At 54.9% G+C, this 23,183-nt stretch carries 21 protein-coding genes; 9 read left to right on the top strand and 12 right to left on the bottom strand.

The genetic code is table 11. The annotated features are described in order from the left end of the window. Positions 1-132 precede the first annotated feature (132 nt). Positions 133-2,250, top strand: a complete 2,118-nt coding sequence (fusA, locus tag BM029_RS14825) for an elongation factor G (protein WP_092437256.1) — start codon at positions 133-135, stop codon at positions 2,248-2,250. A 164-nt stretch (positions 2,251-2,414) separates the two neighbouring features. Here the strand turns inward: fusA and ribA are convergent, their stop codons facing one another. Beyond that, on the bottom strand, positions 2,415-3,089 hold the full coding sequence (gene ribA / locus BM029_RS14820; RefSeq protein WP_092411863.1) for a GTP cyclohydrolase II: 675 nt from the start codon (positions 3,087-3,089) through the stop codon (positions 2,415-2,417). Positions 3,090-3,346: 257 nt separating this feature from the next. Between ribA and BM029_RS14815 the strand changes: the two genes are divergently transcribed. The 6 genes from BM029_RS14815 to BM029_RS14785 all read left to right on the top strand — a co-directional run bounded on the left by BM029_RS14815 (position 3,347) and on the right by BM029_RS14785 (position 9,720). Then, positions 3,347-3,973: a paraquat-inducible protein A gene (locus BM029_RS14815; RefSeq protein WP_092437346.1), complete on the top strand. Its 627-nt coding sequence runs from the start codon at positions 3,347-3,349 to the stop codon at positions 3,971-3,973. Further along, positions 3,970-4,677 carry a paraquat-inducible protein A gene (locus BM029_RS14810; protein ID WP_092437254.1) on the top strand — a complete coding sequence of 236 codons (708 nt, stop codon included), beginning with the start codon at positions 3,970-3,972 and terminating at the stop codon, positions 4,675-4,677. The genes BM029_RS14815 and BM029_RS14810 overlap by 4 nt, the downstream gene beginning before the upstream one ends. Then, positions 4,674-6,308, top strand: a complete 1,635-nt coding sequence (locus tag BM029_RS14805) for a PqiB family protein (RefSeq protein ID WP_092437252.1) — start codon at positions 4,674-4,676, stop codon at positions 6,306-6,308. Before BM029_RS14810 ends, BM029_RS14805 begins: the two co-directional genes overlap by 4 nt. After that, the gene (locus BM029_RS14800) at positions 6,308-6,931 is read left to right on the top strand and encodes a PqiC family protein (protein WP_092437250.1); all 624 of its coding nucleotides are present in this window, start codon (positions 6,308-6,310) and stop codon (positions 6,929-6,931) included. The genes BM029_RS14805 and BM029_RS14800 overlap by 1 nt, the downstream gene beginning before the upstream one ends. A 433-nt stretch (positions 6,932-7,364) precedes the next feature. Next, on the top strand, positions 7,365-8,192 hold the full coding sequence (locus tag BM029_RS14790; protein ID WP_092437246.1) for a carbon-nitrogen hydrolase family protein: 828 nt from the start codon (positions 7,365-7,367) through the stop codon (positions 8,190-8,192). Between the two features lie 52 nt (positions 8,193-8,244). Continuing rightward, positions 8,245-9,720: a purine-cytosine permease family protein gene (locus BM029_RS14785; RefSeq protein WP_092437244.1), complete on the top strand. Its 1,476-nt coding sequence runs from the start codon at positions 8,245-8,247 to the stop codon at positions 9,718-9,720. 139 nt (positions 9,721-9,859) lie between these two features. On the opposite strand, the gene BM029_RS14780 is transcribed toward BM029_RS14785, so the two are convergent. From BM029_RS14780 to BM029_RS14750, 7 genes are all read right to left on the bottom strand, one after another. After that, positions 9,860-10,666 carry a flavin monoamine oxidase family protein gene (locus BM029_RS14780; RefSeq protein ID WP_256381610.1) on the bottom strand — a complete coding sequence of 269 codons (807 nt, stop codon included), beginning with the start codon at positions 10,664-10,666 and terminating at the stop codon, positions 9,860-9,862. Positions 10,667-10,769: 103 nt separating this feature from the next. Further along, on the bottom strand, positions 10,770-11,564 hold the full coding sequence (istB, locus tag BM029_RS14775; RefSeq protein WP_092437240.1) for an IS21-like element helper ATPase IstB: 795 nt from the start codon (positions 11,562-11,564) through the stop codon (positions 10,770-10,772). Beyond that, the gene (gene istA / locus BM029_RS14770; protein WP_092437238.1) at positions 11,561-13,144 is read right to left on the bottom strand and encodes an IS21 family transposase; all 1,584 of its coding nucleotides are present in this window, start codon (positions 13,142-13,144) and stop codon (positions 11,561-11,563) included. The genes istB and istA overlap by 4 nt, the downstream gene beginning before the upstream one ends. Positions 13,145-13,240: 96 nt before the next feature. Next, positions 13,241-14,341 carry an FAD-dependent oxidoreductase gene (locus BM029_RS14765; protein ID WP_092437236.1) on the bottom strand — a complete coding sequence of 367 codons (1,101 nt, stop codon included), beginning with the start codon at positions 14,339-14,341 and terminating at the stop codon, positions 13,241-13,243. A gap of 459 nt (positions 14,342-14,800) precedes the next feature. Beyond that, positions 14,801-15,535, bottom strand: coding sequence for an rRNA pseudouridine synthase (locus BM029_RS14760; protein ID WP_092437234.1), 735 nt, complete (start codon positions 15,533-15,535; stop codon positions 14,801-14,803). A 96-nt stretch (positions 15,536-15,631) separates the two neighbouring features. Continuing rightward, positions 15,632-15,856, bottom strand: a complete 225-nt coding sequence (locus BM029_RS14755; RefSeq protein ID WP_092411871.1) for a hypothetical protein — start codon at positions 15,854-15,856, stop codon at positions 15,632-15,634. 103 nt (positions 15,857-15,959) lie between these two features. Further along, positions 15,960-17,519, bottom strand: a complete 1,560-nt coding sequence (locus BM029_RS14750) for a CYTH and CHAD domain-containing protein (protein ID WP_092437232.1) — start codon at positions 17,517-17,519, stop codon at positions 15,960-15,962. Positions 17,520-17,681: 162 nt separating this feature from the next. Between BM029_RS14750 and BM029_RS14745 the strand changes: the two genes are divergently transcribed. Together BM029_RS14745 and BM029_RS26620 are read left to right on the top strand one after the other, a co-directional pair. Continuing rightward, positions 17,682-18,233 (top strand): GNAT family N-acetyltransferase, encoded by a 552-nt coding sequence (locus tag BM029_RS14745; protein WP_092437230.1) that lies wholly within the window; start codon positions 17,682-17,684, stop codon positions 18,231-18,233. Between the two features lie 104 nt (positions 18,234-18,337). Further along, entirely contained in the window at positions 18,338-18,571 is a 234-nt protein-coding gene (locus tag BM029_RS26620) for a DUF2798 domain-containing protein (RefSeq protein WP_092437228.1), read from the top strand. Between the two features lie 48 nt (positions 18,572-18,619). Here BM029_RS26620 and BM029_RS14735 read toward each other — a convergent pair whose 3' ends face one another. The 4 genes from BM029_RS14735 to BM029_RS14720 all read right to left on the bottom strand — a co-directional run bounded on the left by BM029_RS14735 (position 18,620) and on the right by BM029_RS14720 (position 23,177). Beyond that, the gene (locus BM029_RS14735) at positions 18,620-19,051 is read right to left on the bottom strand and encodes a universal stress protein (protein WP_092437226.1); all 432 of its coding nucleotides are present in this window, start codon (positions 19,049-19,051) and stop codon (positions 18,620-18,622) included. A 97-nt stretch (positions 19,052-19,148) separates the two neighbouring features. After that, a complete protein-coding gene (locus BM029_RS14730) occupies positions 19,149-20,591 on the bottom strand; it encodes an aldehyde dehydrogenase family protein (RefSeq protein ID WP_092437224.1) in 1,443 nt (480 codons plus the stop codon). Between the two features lie 164 nt (positions 20,592-20,755). Then, positions 20,756-21,421, bottom strand: coding sequence for an MgtC/SapB family protein (locus BM029_RS14725; protein WP_092437344.1), 666 nt, complete (start codon positions 21,419-21,421; stop codon positions 20,756-20,758). A gap of 64 nt (positions 21,422-21,485) precedes the next feature. Beyond that, the gene (locus BM029_RS14720; protein WP_092437222.1) at positions 21,486-23,177 is read right to left on the bottom strand and encodes an acid phosphatase; all 1,692 of its coding nucleotides are present in this window, start codon (positions 23,175-23,177) and stop codon (positions 21,486-21,488) included. Positions 23,178-23,183: the final 6 nt, after the last annotated feature.

The raw sequence follows: 23,183 nt of genomic DNA, 5'->3' as shown, positions 1-23,183 counted from the left end.
AAGCATACCACCGCGAGGCAAAAAGCGGTGCTTTGCATCGGCCGCCACTGACAATCAAAAAAACGAGTAAGCTCACACGTCACAGCAGCTGCAAAAATCTGATCATCATAATTTCTCTTAGAGGAAATCGTCATGACCCGCAAAACACCCATTGAGCGCTACCGCAATATCGGCATCAGCGCCCATATCGACGCCGGCAAGACCACCACCACCGAGCGTATCCTGTTTTATTCCGGCGTCAGCCACAAGATCGGCGAAGTGCACGACGGCACCGCCACCATGGACTGGATGGAACAGGAGCAGGAACGCGGCATCACAATCACCTCGGCCGCCACGACCTGCTTCTGGCAAGGCATGGCCGGCAATTATCCGATCCATCGGATCAATATCATCGACACCCCGGGTCACGTCGACTTTACGATTGAAGTCGAACGGTCGATGCGGGTGCTGGACGGTGCCTGCATGGTCTACGATGCCGTCGGCGGAGTCCAGCCGCAATCCGAAACCGTCTGGCGCCAGGCCAACAAATATACCGTGCCGCGGCTGGCGTTCGTCAACAAGATGGATCGGGTCGGTGCCGATTTCTTCCGCGTGCACCAGCAAATCCGCGACCGGCTCAAGGGTAATCCGGTGCTGGTGCAGATTCCGGTCGGCGCCGAAGATAATTTCCACGGCGTGGTCGACCTGATCAAGATGAAGGCCATCATGTGGGACGACGCCAGCCAGGGCGTCAAGTTCGAATACATCGAGATTCCAGCGGCGTTGCAAGCCAGCGCCCAGGAGTGGCGCGGCCGCATGATAGAAGCGGCCGCCGACGCCAGCGACGCCATGATGAAAAAATACCTGGATGGCGCCGATATCAGCGAAGATGAAATCAAGGCGGCCCTGCGCCAACGCACCATCGCCGGCGAGATCGTGCCGATGCTGTGCGGCAGCGCCTTCAAGAATCGCGGCGTGCAGGCATTGCTGGACGCCGTGATCGATTTCTTGCCGGCGCCGACCGATATTGCGCCGGTCAAAGGCCATGATCAGGACGACCTGATTGTCGAAAGGCGCGCCAGCGACGATGAAAAATTCTCCGCCCTCACCTTCAAGATCATGACCGATCCGTTTGTCGGCCACCTGAGCTACTTCCGGGTTTATTCGGGCGTACTGATTTCCGGCGATACGGTGTTCAATCCGAATAAAGGCAAAAAAGAAAGAATCGGCCGCGTATTGCAAATGCATGCCAACCACCGCACCGAAATCAGCGAAGTATACGCTGGCGACATCGCCGCCGCGGTCGGCCTCAAGGAAGCCAGCACCGGCGATACCCTGTGCGATCCTGGCAGCATCATTACGCTGGAAAAAATGGTATTCCCGGATACCGTGATCTCGCAGGCGGTGGAGCCCAAGACCAAGGTCGACCAGGAAAAAATGGGCGTTGCGCTTAGCCGCCTGGCCGAGGAAGATCCGTCGTTCCGGGTAAAAACCGATGACGAGTCGGGCCAGACCATCATTTCCGGCATGGGCGAGTTGCATCTGGAAGTATTGGTGGAACGCATGCGGCGCGAGTTCGGCGTCGATGCCACGGTCGGCAAACCGCAGGTGGCCTTCCGTGAAACCATACGCAAAATCTGCGAATCCAGCGAAGGTAAATTCATCAAGCAATCGGGAGGCCGCGGGCAATACGGCCACGTAGTGTTGAAACTGGAACCGCAGGCGCCCGGCAAAGGTTTCGAATTCGTCGATGCCATCAAGGGCGGCACCGTGCCGCGCGAATATATTCCAGCGGTCGAAAAAGGCGTGCGCGAAACCCTGGCTACCGGCGTCCTGGCGGGTTATCCGGTGGTCGACGTCAAGGTCACCCTGTTTTTCGGTTCATCACACGACGTCGATTCCAACGAAAATGCGTATCGGATGGCGGCTTCGATGGCCTTCAAGGACGGCTGCCGCAAAGCCAGCCCGGCTCTGCTGGAGCCGATGATGGCGGTGGAAGTCGAGATGCCGGAAGAAAAAATGGGCGATGTCATCGGCGACCTGTCGTCGCGGCGCGGCATGATCCAGAGCATGGACGACATCCCGGGCGGGGTCGGCAAGATTGTCCGGGCGGAGGTACCGCTGGCCGAAATGTTCGGCTACTCCACCACGCTACGTTCGCTGACCCAGGGACGGGCGACCTATACGATGGAATTCAAACACTATGCGGAAGCCCCCGCCAATGTGACCGATGCGGTGGTGAACTCCAAGCATGTAGCGTCGAAACATTGATGTCAAGGCAACCGTAGGGTGGGCACGAATGCCCACGCGTGACCGCGATAACCGGAGTGCGGAACCTCGTGGTACGGAAATAGGTATGTACGTGAAGTGAGTTCACGCGTGGGCACAAAGGCGTGCCCACCCTACGATGCCAGTATTTAATTTACGGCCGGGCCCTACAACTCGTTTTCGTCCAGATCGTGTTCCAGACCGTCAACCGGCAACAGGTGGCCCAGTTTCGCGGCCTTGGTATCGAGGTAACGGGTATTGAATGGATTGCGATTCAGAATCAACGGGATCCTCTCGACCACGGTGACGCCGATTTTCTGCAAAGCCGCCACCTTGCGCGGATTATTGGTCATCAGGCGCAAGGCCGTGATATCCAGATGTTCAAGCATGGTTTCGCAAATGCTGTAGTCACGCAAATCGGCGGCAAAGCCCAATTGCTGGTTGGCTTCCACCGTGTCGGCGCCACCGTCTTGAATATGATACGCACGAATCTTGTTGATCAAGCCGATGCCGCGACCCTCTTGGCGCAAATACAGAATGGCGCCACGCCCTTCCGTAGCGATTCTTTGCAGGGCGCCTTCCAGCTGCGCGCCGCAATCGCAACGCTGGCTGAACAAGGCATCGCCGGTCAGGCATTCGGAATGGACGCGCGCCAGCACTGGCTCGCCGTCGTTGACTTCGCCCAAAGTCAGGGCAAGATGTTCTTTGCCGGTGGCGTGTTCGATAAAAGCATGCAACTGGAAGGTAGCCCACGGCGTCGGCAGCGCGCAGGAAGTCACGTACTCCAGTTTTTGATCAGTCAAGGCGGCAGGTAAACTGCTTTTATTGTTAGTGGTGCTCATTTGATAAATTTTCGGTGAATAAAAGGCATGTAATTACATAAATGACATGCCTGTAACGTGCGTTTCAGCGCGTTTTAGTTTTAGCATCGTTTAATTCAACCGTCATTTTACGAGCATTCGAAAAAATACGTGTGACGCGTCTGAACTCTGACCTAAAATCTGGTGAAGATGATGCACCATGCAAACTATCTGCCGGTTATTACTAGCCGTGATGCAGATTATTGTTAGAATCTCATCTACTCAATTTTTAAGTGTTTATGCGCGAAGTCCCCGACCTGATTGCCTGCGAAGGATGCGATGCGCTGTATCGCAAGGTGCAGCTACGTCGCGGGGAGATTGCCCACTGCCCGCGTTGCGGCACTGAACTGGAACGTGATCCCGGCCGGCAGCGTGAGCGGATTTTGCCGCTGACCGTGGCCAGCCTGATCATGTTTGTGCTTGCCAACGGCTTCCCGATCGTCGAAATCGAGTTGCAAGGCTTGAGCAGCCGTACCACCTTGTTCGGCGCCGTGATGTCGCTGAGCGCCGAGGGCATGTCGCTGGTGGCTCTGCTGGTGCTTGCCACCACCATCCTGTTTCCGCTGTTACAGCTGCTGTTCCTGTTTTATCTGCTGGTCTCGCTGACAAAGCAGCGCCGCCCGCCCGGCTTTAGCTGGTTGGTACGCGCCATGCAAAGCCTGCGGCCCTGGGGCATGGTTGAAGTGTTCCTGCTGGGTGTGCTGGTGGCGATAGTCAAGCTGTCGAACATGGCGACCGTGATCCCCGGCGTTGCCCTATGGGCGTTCGGGGTGCTGACGGTATTGCTGACCGCAGTGATTTCCTTCAATCCCCGGTATTTCTGGCAAATGGCTTATTCGGAGCACAACCAGGAAGGCTCCGCATGAGCGCCGACACCGCCACCGTCACAGCTTCCGTGCCCGCCGCCGACGAAGACCTGGCGGTACAGACAGCTGCGGGGCTCGGCATGATGTCCTGCCATCATTGCGGTACGGTCTGGCAAGAAGTCCGCGAACATGAACACTGCGAACGCTGCAGCACCGCACTGCATCAGCGCAAGCCGGATAGCATCGGGCGCAGCTGGGCTTTCCTGATTGCTGCGTGCATCATGTACATCCCCGCCAACCTGATGCCGGTGATGATTACCAAGACCTTGCTTGGCGTGCAGGAAGACACGATCATGAGCGGCGTCATCTATTTCTGGGTGTCCGGCGCCTGGGAACTGGCTGCGATCATTTTCATTGCCAGCTTCCTGGTGCCGCTGTTCAAACTGGCGTCATTGATTTTACTGACGTGGACGGCGCAAAAACGCAGCCGCTGGCGCCGCCTGGAGCGCGCCAAATTGTATCGGCTGGTGGAGATCATCGGCCGCTGGTCGATGCTGGACGTATTCGTGGTATCGCTGCTGGCCGGCCTGGTGCAGATTGAGGGATTCGCCAGGATTACCGCTGGCTTTGGCGTGCTGGCGTTTGCTTCCGTGGTGGTATTGACGATGCTGGCCGCGCTCAGCTTCGATCCGCGCCTGAGCTGGGACAGCAGCGATCATGATATTGATAAGACTAAAAGCAAAAGTAACGAAAGTACAAGATGAGTGATGAAAACGGACTGCCTCCCACGTTGCCGCCTTTGCCGGAACCCAAGTTGAGCCGCAAACGCGATTGGCTACCTTCCCTGATCTGGTTGATCCCGATTGTCGCCGCGGTGGTCGGTTTGACGCTGGTGGTCAAGATCCTGGTCGAACGCGGGCCATCCATCACCATCACTTTCCACACGGCGGAAGGCTTGGAGGCTGGAAAAACCAAGGTCAAATACAAGGATGTCGATATCGGGCTGGTGCAGACCATCACCCTGAGCAAAGATCGTTCGCACGTCCTGGCTAATGTACAGCTATCGAAAGAAGCTGAAAGCTTCACTTCCGCCGATACGCGCTTTTGGGTAGTCCGGCCACGGGTAGCAGCTTCCGGCGTTTCGGGTCTGGGAACCTTGCTGTCGGGCGCGTATATCGGCGCCGACGCCGGCACCTCCGAGGAAACAAAACACGCGTTTACCGGGCTGGAAGTACAGCCGATTGTCACACACGACGCCTCGGGCAAGCAATACATGCTGCATGCCGCCGACATCGGCTCGCTGGATATCGGCTCGCCGATCTATTTCCGCCGGATCAAAGTCGGCCAGCTGGCCGCTTACGATCTGGATGCCGACGGCAAAGGCGTCACCTTGCGCATTTTCATCGATGCGCCTTACGACAAATTCATCGGCGTCAACACCCGCTTCTGGCACGCCAGCGGTTTCGACATGCAGATCAATGCCAGCGGCTTCAAGCTGCGTACGCAATCGCTGGCAACCGTGGTGCTGGGCGGCATAGCGTTCCAGTCGCCGGATGACGACCTGGGCATGAAGGCCAAGGAAAACACTACCTTCGACCTGGCGACAGACCAGGAAACCGCCATGAAACAACCCGACGGCCCCTCTGAAACCGTGGTGCTGTATTTCAACCAGTCTCTGCGCGGCTTGACGCCTGGCACCACCGTCGATTTCCGCGGCGTAGTCCTGGGTGAAGTGAAATCGATCGGCCTGGAATACGATACCAAACGCCGCGAATTCAGTATGCCGGTGGCCGTGCAGATTTATCCGCAACGGCTGGGACGCAAGTACGCGGAAGACGACACGCATACAAGCTATACCCCCAAACAGCGTCTGCAATACATGGTCAGCCGTGGTTTGCGGGCGCAACTGCGGACCGGCAACCTGTTGACCGGCCAGCTGTATATCGCGCTTGATTTTTTCCCGAAAGCGCCGCCGGTCACCCTTGATACCTCAACCTCTGTGATTGAGTTGCCCACCATCCCGAACAGCCTGGATGAAATCCAGTCGCAGCTCGCTGAAATCGCCAAAAACCTGAGCAAAGTGCCGTTCGACAAGATAGCTGCCGATTTGCAGACAACGCTGGGCACTTTGAACCGTACCTTGCTCAATGCAGAGCAACTGACCAAAAGCTTGAATAACGATGTCGCACCGGAAATCAAGGCTGCAATGAAAGATGTCCGCACCACGCTGGACAACGCTAACCGCACCCTGTCCGACAATGCGCCGTTGCAACAAGACATCCGCCAGACCTTGCAGGAACTGACACGCTCGGCTGCATCGGTACGGGTCTTGACCGATTACCTGGAACGCCATCCGGAAGCACTGATCCGGGGCAAGCAAGAGGAAAATAAATAATGACATCGATCTTATCGGCGCGTTTCAGCGCTATCGCCGTTGCACTGCTGCTGGCCGGCTGCGCTTCTCCCCCGACGCGCTTTTATACGCTCTCGGCGCCGGCCCTAACCGTACCTGCGCCGGCAATCCAGAATACGCGAACATTCATCGACGTCGCGCCGGTCACCTTGCCGGAACGCCTGGCGCGGCCGCAGCTGGTAGTCAGAAGCGCCGGCAGCGCTTCCAGCGCGCGGATCGACATCCTGGAACAGGAGCGCTGGTCGGCGCCGTTCAACAATGAATTGCGGGATGCATTGGCTAGCGCCATCGCCAATCGGCTGGGCGCGATCGACGTCAGCCGCAGCGGCCGGCCGACAGATCAACCTGTCTATCGGATTGCTGTTGAGTTGCGTGAATTTGACGCCGTACCTGGGGAAAAGGTACAAGCCACCTACGGCTGGACCATCACCCGCTCCGACAGTAACCGTAGCAGCGCTTGCCAGTTAAGCGTAACCGAAGCGGTGATGCCGGGTATCGATGCCTTGGTGCTCGGCGTGCAGCGCACGGTTGCCGATGCGGCCGATGGTATCGCTGCAAATGTCACGGCATTCAAGGCCAATATGACATCGAGCTGCAAAACCTGACGAATTTTAGGTCTGACGTAACCAGTAATACGAGAAAATCGATCTTGATTGCGACCAGCAATCTCGAATGCTAGCGTCCGCGCCTGGCCTGTTCAAAGAGCGCGAAATCATTCTCGCGAAACTGAACAACCTCGATATTTCCTACAGGTTGGCGATCTATAAATTAAGATCCGCAAGCGGTGCCACGCGTAAAGTGGCTCCGTCAAAAAAAATCAGATTGGCACTATATGATAGTGCCGCAATACCCGTAATATTGATTTTTAGTTAACATATAAACTTCGTTCATATCAATACTTGCGGGATTGCAATGGAAAACATCAGCTTCAAGAATGTCGGTATGGATCAGCGCAAAAATGCCGTGATTTGCCGTGACGCGGGCATTGCTTGTGATTTCTATGCATCACAAACGCAAAACTCAGAAATCTGAGCTGCGATGCAAATCGAATTAGCTCAAGTAGCGATTGTAGATGGCGCACTCGCCATCAATTTAGCGACGGTTCTGGAAAAAATATCACAACGCTGTATCGGCACGCAGCTCATGGTATTTCCAGAAACTGTTTTCAGTGGGTTCCCGGACGCAGATAATGTGGCCGTATTGGCGCAAGCCGTCAGCGGCGAAATGATCGCTCAAGTTTGCGCAGCAGCACGGCAGTATGAAATCGCGGTTGCACTCGGCTTCGCTGAAGTGAGCGACGATCAATTTTTCAATGCGAGTGTATTGATCGATGCTGCAGGTGAAATTGTCTTGCATCACCGCAAAGTACATTTGTGGTCGGCCGATACCGGCATTTTCAGCCCCGGCGATTGTTTTACAACTGCGCAGTGGAACGGCCGTCAGATTGGATTATTAATCTGTTTCGATATTGAATTTCCGGAGTCGGCACGCGCGCTCGCCAGTTTGGGTGCAGAACTGATTATCGTCAGCGATGGTCTGATGCATCCCCATGGCGTGGTGCACCAACGCGCGCTGACCGCACGCTCCATGGAGAATCAAGTGTTCTCGATTCTTGTAAATCGCTGCGAAACGGATGCCGCCGGCGAATCGTTTGCCGGTGGCAGCATGGTGATCAATCCCTATGGCGATATCGTTTTGCAAGCAAATAACGGTGCTTCCACCCTGACGGCGCAATTGGATTTCTCGGCAGTGCACGAAAGTCGGAAAGAATATTGTTATCTCGATCAACGTCAGGTGAAGCTGGCGATGGAAGAAGTAGACATCGGCAATCAGCACACTCAAGCCCAGCGCATAAAAAAATCATAACGACGCACAGCAAGGCCGGGTGCGATCGAATCAGAATAAACCAGGAGAAGACATGACAGCGAATACCCAGGCCATTGACGCGGGTGCAGCAGCACGCCACAATTCTATTGAAGCGCATTCGATAGATTACATTCCCGACGATGAACGCACATCAAAGGTGCGAGATCAGGGCCCATTCTGGTTCTTGGGTAACTTTCATTTTTTCACGGTATCCATCGGCTTTATCGGCCCGTCAATGGGATTAACGGCTGGGTGGAGTGCACTTGCAGGTGGCTTGGGAATTTTGTTTGGCACCTTGTTCATGGCACTTCACGGTTCACAAGGACCGCAATTGGGCTTGCCGCAAATGATTCAGTCACGCGCACAATTTGGCTATCGCGGTGTGGTGCTGGCTCTGCTCGGAACTTTGCTGGTGTTTGTCGGCTTCAATGTCGTCAATGGCGCGTTGCTGGGTAGTGGTTTGCAGAGTTTGTTTGGCTGGCAAAGCAGCGTGGTCGCCATTGTTGCGACTGTCATTGCAGCGGTGCTGGCGATATATGGACATGACCTGTTGCACAAGGTGTTCAAGTACTCATTCATGATCAGCGTACCGGTGTATGCCGTGCTGACGCTGGCGGCGTTGCTGGGATTTGCAAACAATTCCGATGCCACCACAACGGATATTGTAAGCCACGGTGCCAACACCGCGGCTTTCGGCTGGGTCGCGTTCCTGACGCAATTTGCTGCAGGTGCAAGCTACAATATTTCATACGCCCCGTATGTCTCCGATTACTCGCGCTATTTACCTCGTAAAACACGTTCATCGGCTTTAATTACAGCAATTGCCGGTGGCGCTTCATTTTCCGGCATTTGGATGATTGCTTTGGGTGCATGGTTAGCAACCCGCCTGGGTGGCACGGATGCATTGGTTGCGTTGTATCAGGCGGGCACTAACGTGTTGCCCGGCTTTGGTTATCTGGTGGTAATCACATCGGTAATTTCGCTGGTATCAGTAATGGGGTTAAACGCCTACAGCGGTGTATTAACGGTGTTGACTGGCGTTGATTCGATCCGCAAAATTCACCCGACGCGTGGCACGCGAATCACCACCACGATCGCGATTGCCGCTATCTGGTTGGCATTCACTCTGGCGTTAAGCGGCGAAGCGTTGCACTTGCTTGAAGGATTCCTGGCAATCATGCTGTACTTTTTGGTACCTTGGACTGCAGTCAATCTTGTGGACTATTTCTTTGTGCGCCGTGGTCATTATGCAATTACGCATTTCTTTACGCCCGATGGCATTTATGGTGCATGGGAATGGCGCGGGATAGGGGCGTACCTGATCGGCTTTGTCGCAATGATTCCTTTTATTATTGCAGGAGATTTTTATGAAGGCCCAATTGCCAAAGCCTTAGGTGGAATTGACATAGGCTGGCTGATTGGTTTGATCGTCTCTGGCGGCGCTTATTATTTATTCGCACGCTCACTTGATTTAAAAGCGGAGCAGCCGTTTATTGCGCAAAGTGAAAAGGATTTGAAACTTAAATAGATGCGTTGCACGGTATCGAAGGAAGTGCAAATATCCTTGGACCTCCTTCGCTACACGCCATGAGTTTTTTTGTAAACTCAGGATAATGTGCAATGTTATTGGCGCTAGTGCGGTTGCAGTAGCGCCACAAGAGCGACAATCAAATAATCACTGGCTTCAGATCATCCCACCTGGTAATCGGCCCTTCATTGCCAGCAAAATCTCCTCCGCCAAAGACAACAGCAACTTTATTTACAGCATTTATGCTGGTGGTAAGGGCACCTTCCACCCACCCCGCAACCCAGGATATATCATCACCGGCGAGCACCATGGGATGGGGATTTCCCTCTTTGACGCCTGTCATGAATTGTGAAAAAAGAATACGCTGGTAATCGTATTGACCCGGCAGGTTCATCTTAAATGCCCCCAGGTATAGCGGTTCATTTTCCCAATTAATCTCCACTTCTCCAGTATTTCCTGATATCGCATAGTCTGCGAGATCAACTTTGGGATAAATGTCTTTCAGAACTTGACGACACATGTTTGCATGCACCAGTAATCCATTTTCATTTTCTCGATCGCCCAGGAATTTCAGGGAATCGTCGTTCCAGGTATAGGAGAGGAAAATGCCGGAACCCCTGTCAGCCCCCTGGTTATCAGCATAATCCACCAAATAGGTTCCACGGGTGAGGCGATCGGATAGCGTGATACTCATCTTCTGCTTGCCATCCAGAGGGTCGCGCTCTTTCCAGAACGCTTCTCTGGTAGCCATGAAAATTTTTGCCGATTGCATGTAGTGGGTGTATTCGATCGCTTCCCAAGTGCTGTGCTCGAAAAGAGCGGTGGTCTGCTTATATTGTTCAGGAGTTCCGTAATGACGAAATTTGTCGAGAATCCTGACATGCGGGGTGTAGATGACCGCGTCAAAGATAATATCCTGTTGTCTACCGTTGGTGGTATCGGTAATGGAAACTGTCAGTGTGTTGTCTACTGTGCCCCGTTGGCCATGTTAAATTACCCCGCCCTTGGCCAGGTCAAATTACCCCAGGCAGGACATGACAGATTGTAGATTAATCGTTCTTGGTGCTGTCGGTTTTTATAGTTTCTTGTGCAGTCAAACCAGTCAAACGGCTGGCAGCTTCTTTCAGTCGATAGCTCTTCCCCTCAAATTCAAGCAGATGCGCGCGATGCATGAGACGGTCCAGGATGGTGGTGGCCATGGTGTTATCGTGGAGGTATTTCCCCCAGTCCTGCACGACGCGGTTGGAGGTGACCACGATGCTGCGTCTGAGCTTGTAACGCTGGTGCACCAGCGATTGCAACATCTCGCTGGCGGCGTCGCTGATGCGGCGGGCCAGGAATAGATCGTCAAGAACCAGCAGGTCAGCGTCGAGCAACGTGCGCAGCTGTTTGCGCTGCTCGGCATCGTTGCCCAGCGCATACTTGGCAAACGCGCTGTCGGCCTCCAGGTAGCGGACATTGAGTCCCTGCAGCGTGGCCTGATAGGCAATCGCCTTGGCGACATGACTCTTGCCCGTTCCAGGTTTGCCGATGATGAGTCCGTTCTGCCCTTCGGTGATGAACTTGAGCGTGTGCAGCTCGAAGCAGGCGGCGCGCGGCAGCTTCGGGTTGAAGCGCCAGTCCAGATCGGCCAGAGTGAGGCGTTCGTCCAGGCCACTTTGCTGGTAGCGTCGATCCATCAGACGGGAACGGCGCCGGTCCAGCTCGTCTTGCAGAATCAGCGAGAAGGTGTCGAGGAAGGGTTCCTGGTTGGCTTGCGCCTGCAGGATGCGGGTTTCCAGTGTGGCGCGGATGCCGGACAGGCGCAAAGCGCATAATGCTCGTTCGATTTCGCTCATGGTCATGATGGGGATGGTTCCTTAGTGGGTGGTAAAGCGGCGCTGTTCTGGGCGCCGAGGGTGAACAGGTCGGCGTAGTCGTCGCCGTCCCGGATCAGGGGATGCTGCTGCGTCAAATCCAACTCGCCCTGAACCGGCGCGTCGATTTCCGCCAACGCAGCGACAAGTAAGCGCTCGGTCAGGATCTGGATCGATTTATAGCTACACACGTTCTCGCGCAAGGCTTGGGCGCAGGCCTGATCTATCAGGCGGCGCGGGTAACGTTTGACCAGGTTGACGATGCCCCACAGCTTGCGCTGGCCGACTCGACCTTCTTTGTCGAACCATTGCTGACATAGTCGCAGGGTGTCTGGACCGATATCTTCGGCCTGGGCCAGGATGCGGCGTGTCTCGCGTGAAGGATTAAAGGGCCGTTCATCGTCAGGCAGGAGCACGCTGCCTGGGCGCTGGGCGCGCGGATGGGTACGCAGCACAGCATGGGTGTGGCGGTTGCGAATCTCAATATGATGCTCGAACAGTCGCACCAATACGCGGCTGCCGATCATGGCCGGACGCGCCGCGTAGCTGCTGTGGTCGATCCGTATGCAGGTGTCGTCGGCGACCGTGCGCTCGCACTCCGTGAAATACTGGAAGCCTTGCAGCGGCAACGGTTTCAGGTGGGTACGTTCTTCCTGGAACATGGCCTCGACCTGCCGCCTGACACTGCCGTGGATACGCAGCGCAGCCCACTTGGTTTCCCACCGTTCGAGGAAGGCATTCTGTTCTTCGATCGATTCGAAGCGCCGGCCTTTGAGCGCGGTGCTCTGGGTATGCTGGATAGCATTCTCGACGGTGCCCTTGCGGTTCGGATCTCGCACCCGCGCCGGGTCGGCCACCACGCCATAGTGGGCGAGCATGGCGCTGTAGACCGGGTTCAGTTCCGGCTCGTACAGATCAGGCTTGATGACGCCTTCCCGGAGATTGTCGAGGACCACATAACTAGGGCATCCGCCGAAGTAGCGCCAGGCCTCTTCGTGCAGTCGTGCCCAGGTTTCCTGGCTGGATTTCCACACGACCCGGCGAAAGCAGCGCCGGGAGTACCGCAGGGTCATCACGAATAGTCGAGGGCGTCGATATTGGTCGCTGCCTGGCACGCGCGTCATGGCGCCTTCGCCGTAGTCGACCTGTACCTCTTCGCCGGGCGCGAACTCAAGCCGATCGAACTGTTCCGGTTCGCGCGCCACCAGCGTGCCGGCAAAGCGTTTGACGCTGTTGTAGGCGGCAGTAAAGCCGAACTGGTCAACCAGGTCTTGGTAAATCGCCGTGTAGTTGCGGCGCAGGCGTAGCTGGGCCTCGATGAAGGCTCGGTGTGGCTCGCACGCCGACACCGGTCCACTGGAAATAGTCGGTGGCCGGGGTGGGGTAATTTGCGGGTCTGAGCCGGTGGCCACCCCGGGGTAATTTGAAACGTCAGCGTCAGTACGTTGCGCCAGACTGCGAATGGTCTTGCGATTGACGCCGGTGATGCGCTCAATTTCGCGCTGGCTCTTGCCGGCCGCAAGCAATGTGATGACTGTAGTTTGTAGATGCTGCTTCAAGACGTACACTCCGAACTCCCTCGACTATCGAGGGAAGAAGATAACGTCCTGCCAACAGGATGTTCACGATGAACGCTGACCGGGCCTTACGGCAATGTCAGCTACTCACGGGGTGGGGTAATTTAACCTGGCCAGAAGTGGGGTAATTTGACCGGCCAACGGGGCTGTGTTGCGCTGAAGATGACGTACTTCTTTTTGAGTAACGCTTGGATTATCACTAAAATATATTCCAAGAATTGCCTCACTCAAATCGTTAACAGTGGCATCAATGGTGATCGGATCGGAAGCGTCACCCAGCTCACGCGGCGATTTATTCATTAAACCTTGCGGCAACGTTTCTGCTCCGTCGTACATCAATTGATGATCTACGTCCAGACCGGTGTAAAGTACGCGCAACACCTCCAAAAAAACATTCGGATAGTCGGTATTCCATCCGCCGGTACCGAAGCCAATTTGGCCAAAAAGATTGATTTTTTTGGTATCCCATTTTGCCACTTCAACCAAAGCGGAATGGAAACTGAGGTTATCCCATTTGTGCGCAACCAGTAGCGCATCACAGATTCTTTTGATTTCTTCCCAGTCCGTATTGCCAGCTAGTAGTGCTCTCTGAAATTCGTCGTAATTTATCGGATCTTCATTAAGAAAGCCGTCTGGACCAAACAGGTCATCCTCCAGATCAAGATACTCTTTTGGTGGTGGAAAAGGATTAGATATACCCTCACCACGGTTTTCGTAATAGGTTATTTTGCCTTCATAATCAACCACTGTGCTGACTGCCGATTCGCTACCTGGATTCGGAAACGGCGCAGAGTTTGACAGCATCCCAAGCTTGCTGAAATAGTGCATCCCGGTTTTACCGGACGCGGGGAAGCGCATCGCACCTAGCTCTGCAAGACTTTGGTTACTAACATTGCCCAGACGATGAGAATTTAGACGGCCGCCGATACGATCCGATGCTTCAACCACCACAGGATGTAAACCCATCCGCAACAGTTCATAGGCAGCCGCCATGCCAGAAGCGCCGGCGCCAACGACCAGTACCTTTTTACCTTTGCCTGCGGCTGGTATCTCGAAAAGGGCTGTACCTTTGCTCTTGGCGGTTTCCAGAAAATTGCCATAATCAAAGGGGAAATCTGGTATGAGAGCGGTGATATCAACACCGCGTGTTTTTGGTGTGTAACGATTGCGTGAGGGAATTGCAGACATCGCGAATCTCCTGAATAGGTGACAAATAATTGGCGCCTCATAGAAGCGTAATTTGCCATATTTAATTTGGCGCTGAAGTCTTGCTAAGCGGAGTTAGCTAGTTTGACAGAGAGATTTTTTAACAAGCCATCGCGCCAGAGCTAAGGAATAGCTCCATACGTAGATTGCTGTAAAATGTAATCATTGTGTCAAGTAGGAGCGGATTTTAAGGCTGGACTTAACCCCACGCCGAAACTGAGTTACCTCGAAATTAGCATCCATGAAATAGCAATCAGAGTAGCTAACATCAAACCAACAACAAACGAACAACAAACGCGAACGCTATGTACTCAGTAGTCCAAGAAGAAGTGCGTAAAAAAAGGCCAGGGTGATTTTCGCGGTTTTGCGAAAATCACCCTGCCCCTATTTCATCGCCGAAGCGGACTGTTGCCGCCGAAAAAAACAAATCCGGAAAGAGCGTTAGAACCGTTCGTAACCTAGCAGATAACGCCATTCGCCGACCGCCAGGCTAGCCATCGGCAGGCGGCCGATGCGGATGCGTTTGCTGGCGACCACCTGCAATCCGACCTGTTCGCACATGTGCACGATCAGGCCACGCGGCGGTGCTTTGAGAGCGAAACGCAAGCGTTTTTCATTTTGCCAGCTGACCTTGATCGGCGGCAGCGGCTTGCGGTTGAAGCTCAGGCCGTGATTCAGCAGCTTGAGGCCGTCAGGAATGATATCGCCAGCCACTTCGACAATGAATTCATGCTCGATCTTGGCGGCATCGTCAACCAGTTTGCGGGTAATCCGCCAATCCTGAGTGAAAACCAGCAAACCGCTGGCCAGGGTTTCCAACGGTTCGATCAGGTTCAGATTGGCCAGGTGGTGCTTCAGGAAACGTAATTCGGCGCGGTCGTCGGTGGCGCGCTTCTCTGGCACAATCAACTGTGACGCCAACTCGCTCAGCGCCGGACCGGCATACAGATCGAGGCCAGCCGGTTTATGAAACAGGATGGTCACCGGGTCTTGCGGCTCCAGTGTCGCGCCCGCCATCAGTTCGACCTGTTGCTGCGGCCCGATGCGTACCCCTGGCTCCTCAACCACTTTGCCATCGACCTTGACCCAACCGCCCTCGATATATTGTTCTGCTTCACTGCGGGAGCAGGAAATCAGGTTGGCGAGATGTTTTGCAAGGCGGATGGATTCGGTCATGTATGAGATCTGTAAACTAGAGAACTGCGCAGAGGAACTGCGAGAAAATCGCGGATGGCTATTGTAACCGCCTGCAGCCTGACTTATTGGTCAAACTTATTTACGATACAGTTCAGGCCGCGACTTGTTGCGCTGTTCGTAAATCGTCTTGGCATCTTCGCGCGCGCGCTCCAGCGTACGCATGGCGGGATCGTCGTCATGCAAGGTAAAAAAATCCGCTGCTTGCGCCCGCATCACGTATTTGATCGCGGCTTCATCTTTCAGATCGTATAACTCGACCATCAAGGTGGTGACTTCGTCCAGGTATTCTTCGTAGGTCATGATTTCACTCCGGTGTTTCTTGCCCCGCTCACCTTCATCCACGGTGTTACAGGAAGAGCTTGGCGAGCGTATTTTGCACCAAATAGGGCGAAGGACCAAGCAATCAGGACGAATGGACCTTCACCGGCGGCTTCAGCGCGACAAATCGTTGCCATAATCTGGCAGCTTCAGATTTATTGTGTTTTCGACCATCATCCATCAGCTCGCGAGCCAGATTGCAGGATTCGGCCAGTCCCGGCGCCATTTCGGGATGCGAATCGGCAATCTGTTGCAGCAGTCTGTCGGCCACGCTGCGATCATTAGCGGCACCCAAATCATCTTGCAGGTCGCCTAGAGCGGTGACATAGGCATGGCTACGTTTAGGCGGCAAATATACTTCAAAAAATTCTGTGGCATAGCGTATTTTTTTGGCGGCGATCCTGATCCGATGGCGCCTGGCGGCATCATGCTGTTTGATGCGACGGCCACGCTTCAACAACTTTCTCTGCAAGCCTGCCAGTTTCTTGACTGCGAATTTCTTCAAAGGCGAGGATAGCGCTGCAATCTGTTCCGTGCCCAGTCCCTCACGCCACCGCCGCCCCTCGATCCAACTTCCAAGCATCAATAACAATCGTGTATAAGCACGAGATTCGACCGCAGTTGCGGCGACATTGCGATGCCGGCCTGCCTCGCTGAAGGCAAGCTGCCGCAAATTATCCAGCTGCGCCGGGTTCGGGCAGCGCCTTACCGCATCGGCCAGCGTGGCGACTGCCAGCACTTCCCAGTCACGTGCCGGCCCCAGTGTGCCTCCCAACCAGTCGAGCTGATTCGATATTTCCGGCGGAACCGGAATGATTTTTTTGAACAGGCCGAGCACTGCGCGCAAGCGCCGCAATCCGACCCGCATCTGATGCAGGTTTTCCGGATCGACGCCATGCACTACGCCATCTTCGTTACCTTGCATATGTGCCAGGCAGTTGCCGAGCAAAATCTGGAATCCCTGCTCCACCGTCAACTCGGAAGACAAAGCGACTGGCTGCGCTTTCACGACGGCAGGTGCCTGCGGCGAATGCAGGCCATAGCCGCGCTCGGCCTTGCTAGCATTGGCGGCGCGTAATGGCACCGTATGTTGCAATCCGAGCGCCAATTCAAACAGGCTCGCCGCCGCGCCGGACTTAAGCTCCAGTTCGATTTCACTGATCGGCAAACTGCTGTCGCCATGGAGGATTTCACCCTGATCCAGGGCCAGTTCCACCTCGTCGCCTGCCAGTGACCGCAGCAGCCAGATGGTGCGCTGAAATTGCGTAGTGAATATCGGTTGCAAACGGTCGGCAAGGCCCGGGGCAGACAACAACTGGGCCACCGGAGTGCCAGACGGCAACAGCCCCTGCAAGGCAGGCAAATCGGGCGCCGCTCCGCCGATATCCGACTCCCATTCCGGCCGTTGATGCAAGCCCGCGGTAGCCTGGCCGCCGCTCTTACACGTCTGGACCCAGCGTGCTCCTACTTTGCGCACCCGCAACGCAGTGTGATTTTTCTGCAGATACAGATCGGGCGTATCGAAGTAAATGCTGATTAGCTGCCGCGATTGCGGTTTGCCTATCGCATAGTGCTTTAACAAGGGATGACGTTTGAAGCTGCTGACATCACTTGGATTCAGCAATAGTTTTAGTTCGATTTCCATAGCTCAAGCATACTTCCAAGCGGCATGTTCGATCAATTATTGTTTTATTGCTCTAATGCGAGTGGTATCGGACGCAGTTTTAAAAGTTGCTCGCCCTATCTGATTGAATAGACCCTACAATATTCACTTGCAAAAAAATACAGCAACGATAAGGAAAGCACTATGGAAATTCGACGGGCAACCCCGGAAGACTACGAAAAAATCATCGCGTTGCAACTGGAAAACACGGCAGATAATCTAAGTGAAGAAGAACGACTGCAAGGTTTTATCGTCTCGGCCATGGACACACAAAAGGTGGCCGCTATCAATCAGGCCCTGGGTATCCTGGTCGCCATGGACGGCGAACGGCTTGCCGGTTTCCTGTGCATGGCGCCATCTGATGCGCCACCCCCACGCCACCCGGTAGTTGATGCAATGCTCCAGACATTTCCAGAACAGCAGTTTGGCGGTAAAACTTTGCAGCAGCAACGCGTTTTTGTCTATGGTCCGGTGTGTGTCGGCAAAGCGTGGCGGGGCCAGGGAATTGCGAAAAAGCTGTTCGTCGCAGTAAAGGAATTTACCCGTCCGAGCTACGAAGTCGGTGCAGCGTTTGTCGACGACCGTAATCCCCACTCGCTGGCGGTTCACGTCGAAGGTTTGAAAATGACGGCCTTGACCCCGTTCAAGCATGAGCAAAACAGGTATCAGCTAGTGGTATTTTCTACTGCCGGGTAGTCTCTGGCAAATTTAGTGTGTATTCGAAAAAACCGTATAAATATCGGTATTTATACGGTTCTTGTATGCTTCATTGGTACGCTGATTAAAGTGTTCAGAGCTTCATGAAAAGATTAAACAAAAAATATTTTACGTTCGTATTTGCAGCGCTAATGTCGGTATTGATGTCTGGTGTCCTATCATTTTTCATCGTTTTTTATGAAGATGGATTTTCAAGCGGCTTTTTAATGAAATTCCTGGGTGCCTGGCAATTCTCATTTCCTTTTTCTTTTATTGTGGCGCAATTCGTGACGCCTCTGGTTCGGAAATTCACACAGATAATCGTAGAATCAGACTAGGCAATCCAGGCGTTTTTGTTGCACTGTACTGCTCGTGCTGCCGGCACATCAGCAACGTACGGCAACCAGTATGCTGGCTTTAACCCTCTCAATCAGCAACGCGTCCATCGAACCGCGCCACCAGCGCATGGCAAATGTCTTATGGCGAGGATGGCCGACAATAATCAGGTCGATCCCCAGTACATCAGACAATGCACCGATAACCTCGACCGGCTCGCCCAGCTGAAGATGGGGCACCACGTTCAATCCGGCAGCTGCCATCAACGCGCGCCCGCGCTCCAGCTCCTGTTCCATCATTTCCCGTTCGGTAGTGAATGCGATATCCGGCGCATAGCCGCCAGCCATACCATGCGGAGAAAGCTGAACCACCGCCAGCAAATGGACTTCCGTCGAAGGCGGCGGATTCATATGGATACATTCGTGCAGAGCTGACTGACTTTCCGGCGTGCCGTTATAGGCCACCAAAATTTTCTTGTACATGCCATCCTCCTGACGCTACCTGTGCATCACATACAGGTATTGTGCGCCATTTGCAGACAGATGTATTGCAACGATCAGTTGGCAGCAATCCCCGAATTCAAACGGTCTTGACGAACAAGGCGATCAGCTTGCGTGTAAAACCCGTGTAAGGCGGATAGAACATTTTGGCGAGCATGATGCGATTGCGCACCACCGCCCTCTCGTGCGAAAACGCCAGGAAACCATGATGGCCGTGGGCACTGCCGATGCCGGAATTGTTGACGCCACCGAAAGGCAGGTTGCCGTGCAAGAACTGCACCACACAATGGTTGATACAAGCGCCGCCCGAGGTTGTCTGTTGCATGACCTTGGCGATATTTTCCTGCTTGCGGCTCCAGACGTACAGAGCCAGCGGCTTCGGTTCGGCGTTGATGCGGGCGATCACCGTATCCAGTTGCTCATAGCTGATAATCGGCAACAACGGCCCGAAGATCTCTTCGCTCATGATTTTCGCTTCATCCGGAATGCCGTCCAGCAAGGTTGGCGCGATGTAGCGCTGGACTTCATCCACCACGCCGCCGGTGACTATCCGTGCACCGCGCGCCGTGGCGTCATCCAGCAGGGTTTTGACGCGCGCGGTATGGCGCTGATTGACGATACGCGCCAGGCTGGTACTGTCGATTTGCTGCGCGCCTTTGCCATAGGCACTCTCCAGCGCCGTCACGCAATGGCCCAGAAAAGCCTCCTTGACGCTAGCGTGGACGTAAATGTGATCAGGCGCGATGCAGGTCTGACCATTGTTGGTGAATTTTGCCCACAGAATATTTTGCGCAGCCGCTTGCAGATCGGCGGTCTCATCGACAATCGTAGGCGATTTGCCGCCCAGCTCCAGCGTGACGCTGGTCAGATTTTTGGCCGCCGCCGCCATCACGATCTTGCCGACCGCCGGCGAGCCGGTGAAAAAGATATGATCGAAAGGCAAGTCCAGCAATGCCTGCGCGATCGGCGCGTCGCCTTCGAACAACGCCACTTCATTCTCGTCAAATACCGCACGGATGATCTTGCCGATGACGGCTGAAGCGTGCGGCGTCATTTCCGACGGCTTGATGATCACGGTATTGCCTGCCGCCAGCGCCGAAACCAGCGGCCCCAGGCTCAGGTTCACCGGGTAGTTCCATGGCGCCACGATCAAAACCCTGCCCTTGGGTTCGTATTGGGTATAAGCCGATGTACCGACCATCATGCGCGAAGGCCAGACTTTCTTCGGCTTCATCCAGCCACCCAATTTACGGATGGCGTCGTTGGCCTCGGCGATCACCGGCAGGATTTCGGTCAGTTCAACTTCGGCGGCAGGTTTGCCAAAATCGGCAAAACCGCAGGCAATCACCTCATCCCGATGTGCCAGCAGCGCGCTCTTCAATTTCTTGATTTTCAGCAGGCGCTCAGCCTTGCTCGACTGCCGCAGACGCAAAGCAGTAGCTGCCTGAGCAATGAATACGCGCTGGATCTCCTGGCGGGTCTGATCAAACCCGGTCTCGACTGAGGTCATCAATGTGTTCATGGCTTGCCTTTGACAATGTCATTTATATCCAGCAATTAAAGCACATCGCGTATTGCCACAGACCGGCGTTTACTCGAAGGTTTCCTCAACTTCTGCGGCAGCGCCATAAATTGGCACATTGACAAGGATACGCAGCTATTGGAAAAGTGGCCGGAATCCAGGATTTACGGCAAACGGATTTCGCTCACCTCATGCACATCCGGCACCGCCTTCAACTTGACCAGGATGGCGTCGAATTCGCTGGGCAACATACGCAATAACGCCACCGTAACCTCTTCGATCTCAGCATCACTGGCATTCTGCTCGACGACGAATTGTTCGATTTGCGCAGTGCCCTTGTCCAGCAACTGGCCGAACATCTGGAAAGTCATGGCGCCCCGCCGCACCACCAGACGCACTTCACGGCGCTGCCGGGCGATGAAGAAACGTTTTTCCAAGGGTTTGAGACCGGCCAGGATGATCAAGATGATCAACGTCGCCGCAGCTGCGGCAATATACAAACCGCCACCTACAGCCAACCCGACTGCAGCTACCGACCATAAACTGGCTGCCGTGGTCAGGCCGCGAATCACCTCGCCGCGCAGCAGGATCGAACCGGCTCCGAGAAAACCGATACCGGAGACGACTTGCGCCGCCATTCGCGACGGATCAAGCGCAAATCCCGGCTTGCCCACCACATCCTGGAAACCGTATGCCGATACGATCATCACCAGCGCCGAACCGACGCATACCAGCATGTGTGTACGTAAACCAGCCGCCCACGACAAACGCTCACGGTCGAAGCCGATGACGCTACCTAAGGCGGCGGCGATCAACAGCCGGATAATCATCTCTACCTGATCCAAATTACTGCTCCTTTCAGAAATAATATTTACGACGGATATTGACTGCGGTCTATGCCAGATCCAGGGTATTGCTCAAATCGCCAAGCGGTGCCTGGCCGTTTTCCTTGAACGCTTCATCGCGCGCAACCAATGCATCCAGCTTGCGCAATCCGTGCAGGCGGGTAATGAAACGCATGATGGAAGTCGTGTCGTAGACGGTATGATCGACGAAACCTTTCTTGGCATACGGCGAGATGACAGTGGCAGGTATCCTTGAGCCCGGCCCCCAGCGGTCGCCCTTCGGCGGCGCTACATGGTCCCACCAGCCGCCGTTCTCATCATGCGTGATGATCACCACCATGTCTTGCCATTGCGGCCCGCGTTGCAGATGCGCGATGACATTGGCAATGTGACGGTCGCCGGACTCGACGTCGGCATAACCCGCATGCAGGTTCAGGTTACCCTGCGGCTTATAGAAACTGACCTGCGGCAAGCGCCCTGCATCTACCTCCGCCAGGAATTTATTGGTGTTCGGATCGTCGCCTGTCCCGGCATCTTTCAAATGCGCCTCGCGTAATGCGGTTCCGGGGGCGAAACTCTTGAAATAGTTGAAGGGCTGATGATGATATTGGAAATTGGGCACCGCATCGCTGTTTGCCGTACCGTCCAGCGCCGCTTGCCATGCGCCGGAGTACCAGGCCCAGCTGACACCCTTTTCCGATAGCCGGTCGCCAATGGTCGGATAGGTTTGCGGCGGCAGCACCATCGGATCGCCGGCGTCCGCATAAGCGGCATCGCCACCTTGCGGCGGTTTGACAAAACTTGGCTGATACGGCGGCGCCATCGTATTGACGGCATAACCGTCCGGCGTGATGGCGCGGTCGCGCAGGAATTTTGGCGGCCCATCGATCGCCGAAGCTGGATTCTTGTCATCCAGCTTCAAGCGCGTGCCTTTCGGATCGTCCCCTTCCACGGTCGACACATTGTGCCGGGCCGGACTGTTGTGGACGTCTGGATAGAAAGGCGTCTGCCCGGAAATCAGGAAGATATGGTTGAGATAAGAGCCGCCGAAAGCCGACATGAAAAAATTGTCGCACAAGGTATATTGCTCGGCCAGTTTCCATAGGCGCAGCTTGCTGGCGGTCTCGCCATAGTGTCCCATGGTCAGCGCTCCGGAATCGGCCCAGGCGACAAACTGATCGTTTTTGCCGCCATTGATCTGCATCTGGTTTTGGTAAAACTTGTGCCACAAATCGCGCGTGATCACTCCCTGCGGCAACGGCTTTCCTTGCTGGTCACTCAACTTGAACGGGGCGTTCGGCAGACCCGTAATCTGCCCCTCTGCGATCACGTAGCGCTGGCCGTTGACTTGCTGCGCCTGCGGCACCAGCCCGCCCCAGATCTTGGGCAACTGCGCCAGCGGGGTCTTGCCGTCGCGATCCAGCTGCGTGTAGCGTCCCTGCTGCATCGCCTCCGCCAACGGTCTTTGTACACCCGGGAAATTCCCGTACAAATTGTTGAAGCTACGATTCTCGGCGTAGATCACCACCACATGCTTGATGGCAGACCGTAATTGCTGATCCAGCAGCTTTTCCCGGGTTGCATCCGCTATTTGCTGGTTGCCATCGCTGGCGCAGTCGGATAACGCCAGGCTGGCGCCTACTGCAACTACGCTACCCAGGAAGCGGCGCCGCGTGAAGCCCGCGGTTTCGTCGTCATGTGCCTCTGTTAATTCCGGCTTTTCATTTTCATTTTCATTCATGGCTTG

The organism is Collimonas sp. OK607 (assembly GCF_900111995.1).
Classification (GTDB): domain Bacteria; phylum Pseudomonadota; class Gammaproteobacteria; order Burkholderiales; family Burkholderiaceae_D; genus Collimonas.
The sequence above is the reverse complement of the archived record's forward strand: the minus strand, read 5'-3'. Positions and strand labels throughout refer to the sequence as shown.